The 15,341-nt window shown below is 54.4% G+C and carries 17 protein-coding genes and 2 tRNA genes; 7 read left to right on the forward strand and 12 right to left on the reverse strand.

The window, feature by feature from the left end; translation table 11 throughout:
* Position 1: 1 nt before the first annotated feature.
* The 4 genes from ACQ0PY_RS11020 to ydhT are packed head-to-tail and all read left to right on the forward strand — an operon-like array spanning position 2 to position 2,966.
* On the forward strand, positions 2-652 hold the full coding sequence (locus ACQ0PY_RS11020; RefSeq protein ID WP_044254721.1) for a YdhW family putative oxidoreductase system protein: 651 nt from the start codon (positions 2-4) through the stop codon (positions 650-652).
* 50 nt (positions 653-702) lie between these two features.
* Entirely contained in the window at positions 703-1,371 is a 669-nt protein-coding gene (locus tag ACQ0PY_RS11025) for a 4Fe-4S dicluster domain-containing protein (RefSeq protein WP_044326967.1), read from the forward strand.
* Positions 1,368-2,153, forward strand: a complete 786-nt coding sequence (gene phsC / locus ACQ0PY_RS11030) for a thiosulfate reductase cytochrome B subunit (RefSeq protein WP_109740206.1) — start codon at positions 1,368-1,370, stop codon at positions 2,151-2,153. Before ACQ0PY_RS11025 ends, phsC begins: the two co-directional genes overlap by 4 nt.
* A gap of 3 nt (positions 2,154-2,156) precedes the next feature.
* The gene (gene ydhT, locus ACQ0PY_RS11035; RefSeq protein WP_109740207.1) at positions 2,157-2,966 is read left to right on the forward strand and encodes a protein YdhT; all 810 of its coding nucleotides are present in this window, start codon (positions 2,157-2,159) and stop codon (positions 2,964-2,966) included.
* Between the two features lie 4 nt (positions 2,967-2,970).
* Here the strand turns inward: ydhT and ACQ0PY_RS11040 are convergent, their stop codons facing one another.
* From ACQ0PY_RS11040 to ACQ0PY_RS11055, 4 genes are read right to left on the reverse strand one after another with little or no spacing between them, the layout of a single operon-like run.
* Complete coding sequence (locus ACQ0PY_RS11040) at positions 2,971-3,648, reverse strand: amino acid ABC transporter permease (protein WP_109740208.1); 678 nt, start codon at positions 3,646-3,648, stop codon at positions 2,971-2,973.
* Positions 3,638-4,420 (reverse strand): amino acid ABC transporter permease, encoded by a 783-nt coding sequence (locus ACQ0PY_RS11045; protein ID WP_162300702.1) that lies wholly within the window; start codon positions 4,418-4,420, stop codon positions 3,638-3,640. The genes ACQ0PY_RS11040 and ACQ0PY_RS11045 overlap by 11 nt, the downstream gene beginning before the upstream one ends.
* On the reverse strand, positions 4,417-5,235 hold the full coding sequence (locus tag ACQ0PY_RS11050; RefSeq protein ID WP_090050027.1) for an amino acid ABC transporter ATP-binding protein: 819 nt from the start codon (positions 5,233-5,235) through the stop codon (positions 4,417-4,419). Before ACQ0PY_RS11050 ends, ACQ0PY_RS11045 begins: the two co-directional genes overlap by 4 nt.
* A 1-nt stretch (position 5,236) precedes the next feature.
* Positions 5,237-6,070, reverse strand: a complete 834-nt coding sequence (locus ACQ0PY_RS11055) for an ABC transporter substrate-binding protein (RefSeq protein ID WP_043000822.1) — start codon at positions 6,068-6,070, stop codon at positions 5,237-5,239.
* A 232-nt stretch (positions 6,071-6,302) separates the two neighbouring features.
* On the opposite strand from ACQ0PY_RS11055, the gene ACQ0PY_RS11060 reads away from it, so the two are divergent.
* Positions 6,303-6,494, forward strand: coding sequence for a hypothetical protein (locus ACQ0PY_RS11060; protein ID WP_044265393.1), 192 nt, complete (start codon positions 6,303-6,305; stop codon positions 6,492-6,494).
* Positions 6,495-6,612: 118 nt separating this feature from the next.
* Here ACQ0PY_RS11060 and ACQ0PY_RS11065 read toward each other — a convergent pair whose 3' ends face one another.
* Together ACQ0PY_RS11065 and ACQ0PY_RS11070 are read right to left on the reverse strand one after the other, a co-directional pair.
* On the reverse strand, positions 6,613-6,753 hold the full coding sequence (locus ACQ0PY_RS11065) for a hypothetical protein (RefSeq protein WP_090050030.1): 141 nt from the start codon (positions 6,751-6,753) through the stop codon (positions 6,613-6,615).
* A gap of 83 nt (positions 6,754-6,836) precedes the next feature.
* Positions 6,837-8,447, reverse strand: a complete 1,611-nt coding sequence (locus ACQ0PY_RS11070) for an FAD-NAD(P)-binding protein (protein WP_090050041.1) — start codon at positions 8,445-8,447, stop codon at positions 6,837-6,839.
* A gap of 166 nt (positions 8,448-8,613) precedes the next feature.
* On the opposite strand from ACQ0PY_RS11070, the gene ACQ0PY_RS11075 reads away from it, so the two are divergent.
* A complete protein-coding gene (locus ACQ0PY_RS11075) occupies positions 8,614-9,411 on the forward strand; it encodes an MBL fold metallo-hydrolase (protein WP_043000819.1) in 798 nt (265 codons plus the stop codon).
* A gap of 19 nt (positions 9,412-9,430) precedes the next feature.
* Here the strand turns inward: ACQ0PY_RS11075 and ACQ0PY_RS11080 are convergent, their stop codons facing one another.
* The 4 genes from ACQ0PY_RS11080 to mdtK all read right to left on the reverse strand — a co-directional run bounded on the left by ACQ0PY_RS11080 (position 9,431) and on the right by mdtK (position 11,772).
* The gene (locus ACQ0PY_RS11080) at positions 9,431-9,736 is read right to left on the reverse strand and encodes a monooxygenase (protein ID WP_044265388.1); all 306 of its coding nucleotides are present in this window, start codon (positions 9,734-9,736) and stop codon (positions 9,431-9,433) included.
* Between the two features lie 353 nt (positions 9,737-10,089).
* A tRNA-Val gene (locus ACQ0PY_RS11085) sits at positions 10,090-10,166 on the reverse strand.
* Positions 10,167-10,170: 4 nt separating this feature from the next.
* Positions 10,171-10,247: transfer RNA gene (locus tag ACQ0PY_RS11090), tRNA-Val, on the reverse strand.
* Between the two features lie 151 nt (positions 10,248-10,398).
* Positions 10,399-11,772, reverse strand: a complete 1,374-nt coding sequence (mdtK, locus tag ACQ0PY_RS11095; protein ID WP_109740625.1) for a multidrug efflux MATE transporter MdtK — start codon at positions 11,770-11,772, stop codon at positions 10,399-10,401.
* Between the two features lie 219 nt (positions 11,773-11,991).
* Here mdtK and ACQ0PY_RS11100 point away from each other — a divergent pair, with 219 nt between their 5' ends.
* Complete coding sequence (locus ACQ0PY_RS11100) at positions 11,992-12,633, forward strand: riboflavin synthase (protein ID WP_043000817.1); 642 nt, start codon at positions 11,992-11,994, stop codon at positions 12,631-12,633.
* Between the two features lie 41 nt (positions 12,634-12,674).
* On the opposite strand, the gene cfa is transcribed toward ACQ0PY_RS11100, so the two are convergent.
* Together cfa and punC are read right to left on the reverse strand one after the other, a co-directional pair.
* Positions 12,675-13,823, reverse strand: a complete 1,149-nt coding sequence (gene cfa / locus ACQ0PY_RS11105; protein WP_043000816.1) for a cyclopropane fatty acyl phospholipid synthase — start codon at positions 13,821-13,823, stop codon at positions 12,675-12,677.
* 291 nt (positions 13,824-14,114) lie between these two features.
* Entirely contained in the window at positions 14,115-15,320 is a 1,206-nt protein-coding gene (punC, locus tag ACQ0PY_RS11110; RefSeq protein ID WP_109740210.1) for a purine nucleoside transporter PunC, read from the reverse strand.
* Between the last annotated feature and the right edge of the window lie 21 nt (positions 15,321-15,341).

Below are 15,341 nucleotides of genomic sequence, written 5' to 3' on the forward strand. Positions count from 1 at the left end.
AATGAGCCAACCAGAGGAAGTGAGCCAACTTATCGCGCCGGATGTCGATCTCGAAAAGCGGCAGTGGTTGCAGGGGCGACATGAGCCGATAGCCTGCGCGGATGAACAGGCGGTAGCAGAAAGCCCTGCTGAGATTATGGCGGATTTTATCCGCCAGCATTCGGCGAACGGCCAGCTTGTCGCGCGCGAGCTGTTCTTGCAGCCGCCGTACTCCGTAGAAGAGGCGGCGCTCACACCGCTACTGGACACGCTCAAAGAGGGGCTCGCCGGCGAGGATATCGCCTGTGTGCAGGGCTCTCAGGATGAATATTACTACTCAACCCAGACCATGACCGCCAACTATGCCGGCATGTGTGTTCAGGTGGTGGAAAAGGATATCTGTCGGGCAATCGCACTGGCGGTGCGCTTTGACTGTCAGACCTATCCGCGTCCGTACAAAATCGCCATGCTGGAACAATCGCCTTACGGTTTCGCGCCTGAGCAGATAGAAGCCGCGCTGGCCGCGATTGAAACGCACCCCGACTATGCCGATATTCGCCCGGTCTCGTCGTCGAACGACGTGCCGTATTTATTCAGCGAACGCTTTATGAGTTACGGCAAAGCATACGGCTTGTGCGAATGGCTGGAAGTTGAGCAGTTTCAGAATCCCTGAATTCATGGAAAGCGTGGACGAGCGCGACCACAGCATTAGAGGATAACAAGATGTCCTTCACTCGACGAAAATTTGTGCTTGGCATGGGAACGGTCATTTTCTTCAGCGGACCCGGCCAGACGCTGCTGGCGAAGACAACAGCCAGCGGCCCCGTTCGTTACGTCATGATCCATGATGAATCGCGATGTAATGGCTGTAACATCTGTACCCGCGCCTGTCGCAAAACGAATCATGTTCCCGCGCAGGGAAGTCGCCTGTCGATTGCGCATATTCCCGTTTCAGATAATGACAACGAGACGCTGTATCACTACTTCCGTCAGTCCTGCCAGCACTGCGATGATGCCCCCTGCATTGAGGTTTGCCCGACCGGTGCGTCGTGGCGCGATGAGAACGGGATCGTTCGTGTCGACAGTTCGCGCTGCATTGGCTGTAGTTACTGCATCGGCGCGTGCCCCTATCAGGTGCGTTACCTGAATCCGCAAACCAAAGTAGCGGACAAATGCGATTTTTGCGCCGAGTCGCGACTGGCAAAAGGTTTTCCGCCCATTTGCGTGACCGCCTGCCCGGAACATGCGCTGCTGTTTGGACGCGAAGACAGCCCGGACATCCAGCGTTGGCTACAGGAAAATAACTATTACCAGTATCAACTTCCGGGCGCGGGCAAACCCCATCTGTATCGTCGGTTCGGTCAACATTTGATTAAAAAGGATAATGTATGAACGCGTCGCAGAATGCTGAACAGTTCCAGGCCCAACTGGCAAATTATGTGCCGGTATTTTCTCCCGAGTATTGGCCCGTCTGGCTGGTGATCGCCGGACTTCTGCTGGTAGCGATGTGGCTGGTGCTGGGGTTACACGCCTGGTTTCGCTTTCGCGCGGCCAACAAGGCAGCCGCCGGGCATGGTGAGAAGGTTTACCTGTATTCTCGCGCGGTACGCTTGTGGCACTGGTCGAATGCCTTGCTGTTTTTACTCCTGCTCGGTAGCGGGCTAATCAACCATTTCTCTCTGGTCAGCGCGACGGTAATGAAAAGCTTGCTGACGGTGCACGAAGTCTGCGGATTTTTGCTGCTGGCGTGCTGGGTCGGTTTCGTGCTGATCAATGCGTTGGGCGGGAACGGTCATCATTACATTATCCGTCCCCAGGGTTGGGTGGCGCGAGCGATGAAACAGACCCGTTTCTATCTGTTTGGCATTATGCAGGGGGAAGCGCATCCGTTCCCGGCAACACCGCGTTCGAAGTTTAATCCGTTACAGCAGGCGGCCTATGTCGGGGTGATGTACGGATTGTTGCCATTGTTGCTGCTGAGCGGATTGTTGGCGCTCTATCCGCAGGTCGTGGGCGACCTGTTCCCCGGCGTACGCTACTGGTTGTTGCAGGCGCATTTCGCGCTGGCAATCATCAGCCTGTTCTTTATTTTTGGTCACCTCTACCTGTGCACTACGGGCCGCACGCCTGGCGAAACGTTCCGCTGCATGGTCGATGGCTATCACCGGCATTAACGTATGCTGATCACGCGGGAAGATATACGCAACTGGCGGGTTGGCGCGGTGATGTACCGCTGGTTTCTGCGCCGTTTTCCTGAAGGCGGCAACTACGCTGATGTGCATCGGGCGTTGAGTCGCGAAGGTTATCTCGACTGGGCGAACAGCCTGGTGGAATACGCCTGGTCGCGCTGGCTGGATGAAGAAAATTTTGCCCGCCAGGATATCTCCGCCATGTCGCGACTGGCGCGGCCAGACGCCTCAATGGGCGATCAGCAGGTGGCGAACGCGGGTGATAACGCGAATCTGGGCTGTGCGGGTGATAACATGAAGATCGCCAGCGCAGGCTATGCGTCACAAATTGCCAGTGCGGGATACTGCGTGCGCATTGGCAGCGTTGGCTACAACAGCCATATCAGCAGTTCCGGGGATCGCGCGCGGCTGGCCGCCGCAGGAAATTCCACGCGAATCAGCAGCGCCGGTAACGGAACGCGGATCGCCAGCAGCGGGATGCGTGTGCGGGTGAGTTCGCTCGGTGAAAGAAATCATGTCGCCAGTAACGGTGACCTGAGCCAGATAGTGAGCTTTGGCGCCAATACGAAAATCGCTAACAGCGGCGATAATGTGCATATCATCTGTAACGGCGATAACGCGATCGTTGCCAGTAGCGGGGTAGTGGATTCCGTCGTGCTGGGACCGGGCGGCTGCGCGGCGCTGGCGTATCATGACGGCAAACGCATGCGTTTCGCCGTCGCGGTTGAAGGTGAAGCCGGGATCCGCGCCGGTGTGAAATACCGACTCGACGACGCGCACCAGTTTGTTGAGTGCTGATCGTTCAACGAAGCGCAAACCGTCGCCGGGTCGCTTTCTCCAGCCCGTAGCAAAGCAGATAGTAGACCAGGCCCGTAAAGATGAAGATAGCCGCCGGGTAAATCTGTTCCCGGCTGTTAACCTGTCCCGCCACCGTCGTCAGTTCCGGCACGTTGACGATAAACGCCAGCGATGTGTCCTTCAGCAGACCAATGCATATCCCGGTCAGGGAGGGCAGGATATGGCGTAACACCTGCGGTAGCAGAACCCTTCTTAATGCCTGAACAGGGCTAAAACCCTGCGCCATTGCCGCATCATATTGTCCGGCGGGTAGTGCGTTGAGTCCCGCGTACACAGAATGCATCACCGACGCAGCGGTAAACCAGGCCAGCGCCAGCGTCACCGTTGCCGCACCGGGCAGATCGCTGCCGGTAAGCATAGGGAGCAGATACCACATCCAGAAAATAACGAAGATCAGTGGTATCCCGCGTATGAGCTCTGCCCAGATGAACAATCCCTTACGGATGACGCCCGGAAAACGCCAGGCGAGAGCGGCAAGGGCAATACCGGCAGGTAAGGCCAGCACCGCCGCACCCAGCGCCATCATCAGGGTCAACAATACACCGCCAGGTTGACCGTCGGCCAGTCGTCCCCACAGAAGATAATCCAGATTGTCGGTTATCACCGCAATATTAGCGATCATGCTGGGGACTCCTGAACCGGAACCGGCGGAGTTGCGACTTTTTTTCCAGTCGGGGGGCGGGCCCCAGATGGGTCAACAGCAGACCGAACGCCACGCCGGTGAACAGATAAAGCGCAGTGCCCACGGCAAAGGCCTCCAGCGCATGGGCGTTGTAGCTTTCAATCTGGCGAACCTGGTAGGTCAGTTCCGCAAAGCCAATCCCGCTGGCTAATGACGATAGTTTCATCAGGTTGAGATATTGCCCCACCACAGGTTGCCAGGCATTGGTTAGTCCCTGCAGCAGCAGGATATGGCGGAAGGTCTGCCATGAGGAAAATCCCTGTGAGATCGCGGCTTCGCGTTGTCCGGCGGAGACCGCCTCCAATCCGGATGCGACTTCTTCGACCAGGAATGCCGAGGTAAAGACGCCGAGTCCCCACGCTGAGCAAAGAAACTCGGGGGTCAGCCACCAGACGTTGCCGGGCAGGATTGACCAGCCATGCTCTGCGTTGACAAAAGCAATAAAACTGCGCGGCAGCAGGTTCCAGCCAGCGAAGTACCAGAACAGCAACTGGACCAGCAGCGGGGTGTTACGAAACAGCGATACCCAACCAGCCACCAGGCGACGGCCCATGCGATGGCCGGAAAGACGAAGGGCTAACAGCAAGATGGCCAACAGCGTGGCGAGGAAAATGCCTGCGGCGCTGACCCACAGCGTGGTGAGAAATCCGGAGAGGATCCATTGCAGGGGCAGGCCGGTGAGCACTCCCTGCCAGTCCATTGACGGCATTATCGTGATAACTCCTGATGCAACGGATCCAGCACTTTTTGCAGAAAACGCTGGGTGCGCGGGTGCTGCGGCCGGGTAAAAAAGGCCTCCGGGGAGGCGATTTCGAGAATATCGCCGCCGTCGATAAACACCACCCGGTCGGCGATTTCACGGGCAAAATGCATCTCGTGGGTGACCACAATCATTGTAATACCGCTGTGCGCCAGACGTTTCATGACCTGTAACACCTCACCGATCATTTCCGGATCGAGAGCAGAGGTGGGCTCATCAAACAGGAGAATTTGCGGCGAAGAGGCCAGCGCGCGGGCAATCGCCACCCGCTGCTGTTGACCGCCGGAAAGCTGTGCCGGATAAGCACTCGCTTTCTCTTCCAGCCCGACCTGTTCCAGCAGGGCATAGGCGCGTTGTGTGGCGTCGGTTTTATTCCAGCCGTGGACGTACTCCAGCGCGAGGGTGATATTCTGCTGCGCCGTCAGATGGGCATACAGATTGAACTGCTGGAATACAAAACCAATGCGGCTACGCAGCTGTCGCAGCGCGGCCCCCTTAAGTTGACCGACCGGTTTGTCATCAATAAAGATATCGCCGCCACTCAATGATTCCAGTTGGTTAATCAGGCGGATCAGAGTCGATTTCCCCGATCCCGAGGGGCCAAGAATAGTCACAACTTCACCGGGTTCGACGGTGAGACTGACGCCGTTGAGTACCCGGTGATCGCCGTACGCTTTCACCACGTCGCGTAACTCAACTCGCGCCTGGCGCAATGTGTGGAAATCCGCAGCTCCGGCTGCGGACGGGGTGAATAAACCAGCCAGCATCTTATCTGGCCTCAATTTTAAAGGCGCGCGGCTGCGGATTTTTCGTTTCCGGGCCAAACCAGACATCATAAATTTTGCCTGCCTGCCCACTGGATTCGAGTCGCAATAATTCATCGTTAACCGCTTTCAACAACGCCGGTTCGCCTTTCTTCACGCCCACGCCGATTTCCTCTTTGCTGAGTAAATCCGGCAGGATTTTAAACTGCGCTTTGTCCGGTGCGCCACTGAGCAAACCCGCCAGGATAGTGGAGTCCTGAGTGATAGCCTGCACGTTGCCGTTGCGCAGGGCAGTTAACGCCAGCGGGATATCGTCATAGGCCAGCACGCGGGATTGCGGGAACCGCTGATGTAGCGCCTGCTCACCGGTGGTTCCTTTCACTGCGCCAATGCGTGCGCGGCTGTACTCATCCAGCTTATCGGGTGACGAGGCAGGCACCAGGAATTGCTGACCGGTGACAAAGTAGGGCACAGAGAAGTCGATGACCTGGGCGCGCTCGGGGGTGATCGTAATATCAGCAACGATCAGATCGGCTTTCCCCGATTGCAGCAGCGGAATACGGTTAGCGGGATTGGTGGCGACCAGTTCCAGTTTCACACCCAGCGATGCTGCCAGCGCCTGAGCGAAATCAACATCGTAACCCACGATCTGATGGGTTTTCGCATCGACGGAGCCAAACGGCGGGTTAGCGTCAAACGTCGCAACCTTGACCACGCCTGCGGCCTTGATATCAGCGAGTTGATCGGCCTGCGCCTGAATGCTCAAAAAACTCGTGGCGAGCATGACGCCGAGGGCGAGAATCGTTTTTTTCGTACGTTGTGTTTTCGTTGCCATCATTTTCTTTGATATCCCTGAAATTATTGGTTTGTCCTTTTACGCTCCCACAACCCGAACCCGCAGCAAAAGAAGAAAAAAGTCTTATTTATATGCAAAAAGTTATTAGTGAACAGTGTGTTAACGAAGGGTTACTAACGAACAAAAACAGATAACGGTGCGCAGAATTCGCATTTCATTTTTTGTGCGGTTTGCGCTGCAATGAAAAGCACCTGACAAAACAGAGGAGCCGGAGATGGAGAAGGTAAACATGCAGATGGCGCGTCGTTGGATGCGAGTTGCCATCACGCCAAAGCGGACCCGACAGCCCGGTGCAGAGGTCAATCTGCAGCGCGTTGTGGAGTCCATTCTTCCTGTCGCCAGCCTGTATGGCGTGGACATTGCTAACATTGACCCGGAGTGGTTTCGTGATCAAACAACACGCTGAACACCGTCGGATGCGCGAGGTGTACTGGAATGAAATCTGCACTCACCACGGAGATGCAAAGGAAATAAAAGACGTTGAAGGAACTACCGCGCAGAACTGCGCGGTAGGCTGAAACAAATCAGATTTTGCAGGCGTCGCCGCAGTCATCATCGGCAATCACCGATTCTGCTTTTTTGTCCGCATCGTCCAGACGTTCAGCGTTACGTTCCTGCGCCTCTTCCAGTCCGTTAAAGACCAGATTATCGAGATCAATTTCCATTATTCACCTTTCTTCGCTCGTTTTTGACTTCCGACAAGTATAGAGCAAATAGGAATCTGGATGCATCCACAATGCGTGCGGCGTTAGCGATCGTAAATCGATAAACGTCTGCGCAGGCGGGAAGCCGGTTTTGATACTGCCCTGGCCATCGCGTTGCCAATTTCCTGGCAGGCGACGAGTCCCTGGATAAAGGGCCGATCGTGCATTAAATAGGGCAAGGCACCAAAGGCAATTCGTCCGCGAACGTTCTCTGGTGCCTGAAGCGTGTAATCGTCACCAACGTCCGGAATTGCATCTCCACACGACAGTAATTGCTGGCGTAATCGCGGGAACGGTAAGTCTTTGGTCTTCAGGGGTTTTTGGCCACGTGCATCGATGAATACGTCAAAGGACAGGCGATCGTTGTGCGTCGTAATCTCAGTGCGATCCGCTTTTATCTCTTTCCTGTAATCCTGTCCCAGCGTGAGAATGCGCAGAATACCGGCTGCGTGCAACGCCAGCATTCGGCGAACTGACTCTGAGGGGATCGCCGCATAATTATCAATAAATACGCGAGCGAGACCGACGTTAAATCGTTCACTATCCTGTTCATTCAGGTGCGTAACGATCTCCTGAACCTTTTCATGTAAACGCAGCAAGGTATAGCGCCAGGCAACGGTGTGTTTGTTACGCTTATTCTCGTCGACCTCTTTCAGATTTGCAGCCGCCCATTCGAACGGATCGCTGCGCGCTCTGTCGGCAAACACCGCGACGGGAAAGCTATCCGCATCCAGTGAGGAGAGCGACATTTGCCTGGCCCATTTGGGATCGGCTAAGGCGAGTTCTTGCTGCATCAGTCTAAAAACGCGATCGAGGAGTTCTGTTGAACCGGCAGCGATTTCGCGCTGAATAGCCTCATCGGTAACGTACTCCAGCGGTTCATAGGGTATAGGACAATAGAAGTCGGCTTCCGGCAAAATGCCGGAACGGGACATCAGCGTAATCTCCAGCGCTTCACTGCCTTTATTCAGTGTGAAATTGACCTGATGTTCCTCTGTTTCGTGAAAGGTTCCATGCTGTACCGCAACCGCCATTGCGGCATCCAGAGCGCTCAATGAGGTTCCAAGAATGCCCACTCTGGCGGCGGGCACGTCCGCGTCCATCAAGCCGGACCAGGGGCTGGGATAAAATGCGTGCGTGGATTCGTCATCGTCCGGCCAGACGTGTCCCGTGGCAATCACTGCTAAGTCGACATGCAGCGGCTCCGTGTGTTGATCGGTCCAGAGTTGTACGCCAGTGGACACAGCTGAGACATCCGTGACTTCACAGGATTCGTACAACCTCACCTTAAATCCTCGATTTTCTGCGTGGTGGACGGCTTGCAAAAACTGCGCGCGAAAATAGTCGCCGAGCAGAATGCGTGGCAGAAACTGACGCTGGTGCAGCGTTTCTTTCTTAACGGCAAACTGTGCAAGGTACTGCGCTTCCTGGGTTTGCAACCACTCAAGCCAGGTGTCAAAAAGAGGTGGGACCTCAATACTGGCAATATTTGCCAACATCATTGGACTATTATCAGAATGGGTGTAAGGCATACCAATTCCTGCCCGGTTTCCGCGTTCAAAAACGACGATCTCCAGTGGCTGCTCCTCTTTTAGTAATGAGAAAAAGGTATAGACGCCTGTGGGGCCAGCTCCGATAATCGCGATTTTTTTCATACTCCTGTCCGTCCTGTTATTTTTATTTTGCCGCTGGGATTGCGGTTACATCATGTCAGTGTAGTTGAGGAAGGCCCGGATGTTTCGGTCTGGAATCGCTTACGTGCCTGACGAGCGGTGTCCTCTGCCATACTTAACGGTGTTTATTGTGAGGAAAGGAGTGACGATGATAACGCTGTGTAAAGCCTGTGGCACCTCATACGATAACCACCACGGCAACGTTAAACGTTGTAAAATCTGCGACGATGAGCGGCAATATATCCCTGTATCCGGGCAGGCCTGGATGGACTTTGATGAGCTCATCGCCAGCCATACCAATAAGTGGCAGCAGCATACGCCGCAACTTTTCAGTCTGAAAACGGTTCCTTCCTTTGCCATAAACCAGCGGGCGTTTCTGCTCAGGACGCCGGTGGGAAATATCCTTTGGGATTGCGTTGCGAATCTGGATCCGGCAACCCGAACGCTCATCCGCGCTATGGGGGGATTGAGCGCCATCGCGATTTCGCATCCTCATTACTACACCACCATGCAGGACTGGGCGGAGGCGTTTGACGCTCCCGTCTGGCTCCACGCGGCTGACAGGGACTGGATCATGCGCGACAGCCCCTGGATTCGGCTATGGGAAGGGGAAGAACACAACGTGCTTCCTGGCGTCAGCTTATTGCGTCTGGGCGGCCATTTTGCGGGGGGAACGGTTCTGTATCTGGAGGAGGGGGAAGGGACGATCCTCGCCGGAGATATCTTGCAGGTCACTCCCGGTGCTGACGCGGTGTCGTTTATGTGGAGCTATCCGAACATGTTGCCGCTGTCATCGAAAACCGTCGGTGGGATCATCCAGCGGTTAAACACGGTGACGTTTTCCAGTCTGTACGGGGCATTTGAAGGGCAGAATATTACCCACAATGCCAGTCAAATCGTGCAACGCTCGGGGGAAAAATATCTCTCCAGCCTGGCGTCACGTTAAATCCCCCTCTGCGGCATTATTAAACCACTCTGGCGTTGTTGATTTCGCTCAATGGAATATTCACATCAAACACTTTCGCGATGACTTCGTCAACGCCAAGGTTTTTTAAACGCGCGGTATGTTTATCCAGATAAGCCAGCGCGGTCTCCTCGCTTTCGAAAAGATAGATCCCTCCCGCTTCCTTGTTTTGCTCACTCTCCGTCCACACCTTCCAGATAAATCCCGGCTCCTGGTTAATCGACTCCGCCAGACCACGCAGTTGCTCAGCCATTTCTGCGCCAAATGGGCCAGTAAAAGCGAAGTGAAGTTGTAACAATTTCGGCATATCCATTCTCCATTCAACGACGTAATGATCATTCACAGTGACAATGAACTGAACTCTTCTCCCTGACACTATGTCGGGGAGTGTACCAGAATCAGGGCGCGCAAACCCCATTCATGCTGCAGTGGAGGTCATGGCAAGCGAGGAGTGAAAGTAGTTAATAAGCTGCATCAATACAACACGGTTAATGGGAAGGTAAGCGAAGACTTCCCCCATACCCGCAAGTCAGGAATATGAATCAATGAATGGGTAATTTATTGATTTTTATTACGCGAAACTGAGTGATGAGAAATAATACCAGAGAAAAATAGGAGAGCAGGGAAAGAGAACAGGCACCCTATCACCAGGCGGTGAAATGGTGCGTCCGAGTGGACTCGAACCACCGACCCCCACCATGTCAAGGTGGTGCTCTAACCAACTGAGCTACGGACGCAAAATGGTGCGTTCAATTGGACTCGAACCAACGACCCCCACCATGTCAAGGTGGTGCTCTAACCAACTGAGCTATGAACGCAACGTTGTGTGTGACAACGGGGACGAATATTAGCGGCAGAGCCGGGAGGTGGCAAGAGGGAAATGGTAATTTTCTTCCGGATTTCACTCGATTGCGGAGGAAGTGCGCAAAATGTCGAGAGAATAGCCGCCAGCTGGCGGCTATCGTCGTTTTATCGCGCAGCGCGCTGCAGAATCACCGTAGAAGGCAGACGTTGCAAGAAGCGCATTCGCAGCATCATCATAACCGCCGCCGACGTCAGGCCGATGATAAAGCCCATCCAGAATCCAGCCGGCCCCATCCTGTCCACCACCAGGTCGGTCAGGGCAAGAATATAACCGCTCGGTAATCCCAACACCCAGTAGGCGGTAAAGGTGATAAAGAAAATCGAACGCGTATCTTTGTAACCACGCAGGATCCCGCTGCCGATGACCTGGATGGAGTCCGAAATCTGATAAACCGCCGCCAGCAGCATCAGTTGCGCCGCCAGCGTCACCACTTCAGGATTGTCGTTATAGAGCAGGGCGATGTACTCACGCAGCGTCACGGTAAAGATAGCCGTCAGACACGCCATGCAGACGCCAACGCCTAAACCAGTACGCGCGGCGGTTTGCGCATCCAGCGTTGAACCTTGTCCAAGACGATAGCCCACGCGAATAGTGACCGCCGCCGCCAGTGACATCGGCAAAACAAACATCAGCGAACTGAAGTTCAGGGCGATCTGGTGACCAGCGACATCGACAATGCCCAGCGGAGAAACCAGGAGCGCCACCACGGCGAACAATGTGACTTCAAAGAACAGTGCCAGCGCAATCGGCAGACCCAGTTGCACCAGGCGCTTCATCACCACGTTATCCGGCTTGCTGAAACGCTGTTCGTTGCGGATATCGCGCATTGAACGCGCATGTTTCACGTACCAGAGCATGGCGCTAAACATCACCCAATAGACCGCCGCAGTCGCCACACCGCAGCCGACACCGCCGAGTTCCGGCATGCCGAAGTGACCATAGATAAAGATATAGTTCACCGGGATGTTGACCAGCAGGCCAAGAAAACCCATCACCATGCCGGGTTTGGTTTTCGCCAGACCTTCGCACTGGTTACGCGCAACCTGGAAGAACAGATAGCCCGGTGCGCCCCATAACAATGCACGAAGGTAACCGACGGCTTTATCCGCCAGGGCCGGATCGATGTTATGCATAGAGCGGATGATATAACCGGCGTTCCACAGCACAATCATAATCAGCAGTGAGACGAAACCCGCTAGCCAGAAGCCCTGACGCACCTGATGCGCAATGCGATCGCGGCGTCCGGAACCATTGAGCTGAGCAATCACCGGAGTCAGCGCCAGCAGCAACCCGTGGCCGAACAGAATGGCGGGCAGCCAGATGGAGGTGCCAATGGCGACGGCCGCCATGTCGGTGGCGCTGTAACCACCCGCCATCACGGTATCGACGAACCCCATTGCGGTTTGGGCGATTTGCGCAAGAATCACCGGTATTGCCAGAGCCAATAACTGACGCGCTTCACTGATATACTTCTGCACGTGTACACCTATCATTTTGTTTTTATTTGAGAGACTAAAAAAGCCGCCACGGGTGGCAGCAAGAAGAAGATGTAAGGGGAAATTTCAGTCTATTGTAGCGATGAATGCTAATTTCACCAGTGAAAAAAACAGGCCAAGGGGCACTTCACTGGCAACCTGATTTTCCAACTGCTATTGTGGCAGGCAGAAATGGCTTAACTGAATTCAGGAGTTGCAGGTATGTTTACAGGTATTGTACAGGGCACCGCAAAACTGGTGTCGATCGATGAAAAACCCAATTTTCGCACCCATGTAGTGGAATTACCTGAATACATGCTGGACGCGCTGGAAACGGGCGCATCGGTGGCGCATAACGGCTGCTGCCTGACCGTCACAGAAATTAACGGCAATCGCATTAGCTTTGATTTGATGAAAGAAACGCTGCGGATCACCAATCTGGGCGATCTGAAGGTGGGCGACCTGCTTAACGTCGAGCGTGCGGCAAAATTCAGCGATGAGATTGGCGGGCATCTGATGTCCGGTCACATCATGACCACCGCGGAAGTGTCAAAGATTTTAACCTCCGAAAACAACCGTCAGATCTGGTTCAAAGTCCAGGATCCGACGCTAATGAAATACATCTTGTACAAAGGTTTTATCGGGATTGATGGGATCAGCCTGACCGTCGGAGAAGTCACCGCGACGCGTTTTTGCGTGCATCTCATTCCGGAAACCCTGGAACGCACGACGCTGGGTAAGAAAAAACTGGGCGCGCGCGTCAATATCGAAATCGATCCGCAAACGCAGGCGGTGGTGGATACGGTAGAACGCGTGTTGGCTGCGCGTGAAGCGGCGGTAACGAAAACCGCCAGCGAAGCGTAAAACCCTCCAGCCCCCGCAAGACGGCGGGGGCATAAGAAAGTTTAGCGGGCTACGCGGAGGCCGTCTTCAACGCCGCGCGAGAATACCACCTGCCAGAGCTGAATATCGCGGGCGCGGAACGCGCCGGCGCAGGCGTTGAGGTAGTAACTGAACATCCGTTTAAAACGCTCGGAATAGTTCTCGGCAATTTCAGGCCAGGCAGCGAGAAAACGCTCGTACCATGCCATCAGCGTCTTGTCGTAATCCGCGCCGAAGTTATGCCAGTCTTCCATCACAAAGTGCGATTCACTGGCGTTGGCTATCTGACGTACTGACGGGAGGCAACCATTCGGGAAGATATACTTGTTGATCCACGGGTCGACATTATTGTCGGTTTTCTTCGAACCGATGGTATGTAATAAGAACAGCCCTTCGGGTTTCAGATTGCGATCAACCACGTCAAAATAGGTCGCGTAATTTTTAGGGCCGACGTGCTCAAACATGCCTACCGAGACAATGCGGTCAAACTGATCGTGCAAATCACGATAATCCTGCAACAGAATCGACACATCCAGCCCGGCACAGCGGGCCTGAGCCATTTTCTGTTGCTCGGCTGAAATCGTCACGCCAACCACACTGACGCCGTAATGCGTCGCCATATAGTGCGATAAACCCCCCCAGCCGCAGCCAATATCCAGCACACGCATACCGGGTTGCAGTTGCAATTTCTCGCAGATTAACCGCAGTTTGGCCTGCTGCGCCGCCTCCAGAGTATCCGCGTCTTTCCAGTACGCGCAGGAATACTGCATAAAAGGGTCGAGCATACGGCTGAACAGATCGTTGCCGAGATCGTAATGTTCTTTACCGACGATCCACGCTCGTTTTTTACTTTGCAGATTGAACAGGCGAGCGGCCGCGATGCGGAGGGTATCTTTGAAATGATGGGGAAGTTGGTTTTCCAGTCCTGCTCGCAGAACTTTGCTAAAAAACTGGTCCAGCCGATCGCATTCCCACCAGCCATCCATGTAACTCTCACCCAGACCGAGCGACCCCTCTTGTAAAACGCGTTTGAAAAAATCGGGGTTTTTAACGCGTATATCTGCTGGTGAAGAGCCGTTGATGGCAATGCCCGCGCGGCTTAATAATTCGTTAGTGATACGGTACCAGTCGTCATCCGGTACGCTGACTTCTTCTATACACGATGAACTCATAGTTTCTCCATCACTGGTCGGTGATCAGAACCTTAAAACAGCGTAGACGCTTTTTGGGCTTAGTGAGAAATCTCACGGAAACATTCCGCGAGTCTATTATCCGACGTAGAACAGAGGAAGGGAGGACCCCTTGCCGAAAAGGCCATCCATGGGGAACCGGGAACGCTCCGGTTCCCGTTAACACATAATAATTATCGTAATTTTAACAACCGAAATTTAGTATAGGCCTCAAAAAACGATGATACAACCAAAAATTGTTAGCCGACTAATTAACGGTGATTATGAGTGATATCAATGGGATTCGCTGTGGGCAATCCCGCAATTATCATGCTGCGCACTGTCGTTAGAAGGATGCAGTTGCATCTTATAGCCCAGTCCAGCCAGTACCACCGTAGACAACATCACGCTGGTCGTGGTCAACAGCGGTGTGCTGATAAGCCAGGAAACGACCAGGCTTGCCAGGAAGCACAGACCCAACTGCAGGGTATTTTGCAGGGCTGCGGCACGACCCGTCGCCTGCGGGAATGGACGCAGCGCCTGGGCAACCACAATCGGGTAAATAGCCCCGTTGGCAATCGCCATTATGCAGAAGGGGATCAGGATCTCTGCAAGCGTGATGTGATGGATAAAACTTGCCGCCCAGGTTGCCACCACGCTCAGCGCATAGATAACCAGCAGCCAGGGCAGGAGCTGTTGTCCCTGCCATTTTTGCAACGCGGCGCGACAGCCATAGCCGCCAATCAGAAAAGCAATGGTCTGCGGTACGTAGCTCAGCCCAATCACCGCCGGGCTGTAGCCCATTTCACTCAAAATAAACGGGGAACCGGTCAACCACGCAAAGAAGCTGGCAGAACAGGCGGCGTAAATCAGGACGTTGCCGCGGTACGCTTTCGCACGCAGCAGGGTGGTGAACGTCAGTTTGTCCTTGCTGTCATCGCGAGCCCGGGTGGTGGGCTTTAAAAACAGGGCGGGCAGCATCAGCAGCAGCGTGATGAAAAACAGCGTGGCAAAGATCGCCTGCCAGGAAAGATGGGTCAGAATCCAACTGCCTAATAACGGCGCCAGTGCAGGAGACAGCCCGACCAGCGGCATGATGGTCGCGAAAATGCGGTTAATTTTATGCGAAGGATAGTAATCGGTAACCAGCGCCTGCCAGATGACGGTCGCCGCGCAGACTCCCACGGCCTGAATAAAACGCAGTACTAACAGGCCCGTTGCGCTCTCCACCCACAGCATACCCAGGCTACCGAGGGCGAAGACAGACAGACCCAGCAACAGGATCGGTTTACGGCCATAACGGTCAGAGAGGGGTCCCCACAGCAGTTGGGCGACGGCAAAGCCTGCTAAAAACAGACTCAGGCTGGCGCTTACGGCAGAGGCCGGTGTTTGCAGGTCAGATTGAATGGCGGCAAAAGCGGGCAAATACATGTCGGTTGCCAGAAAACCCAACACGCTGAGCCCTGCCAGCCAGACTAAAAACCCTTTTCCTGGTTGCATAGTTGTTCTCTAATTTTGATT

Source organism: Citrobacter sp. LST-B2, from assembly GCF_057983045.1.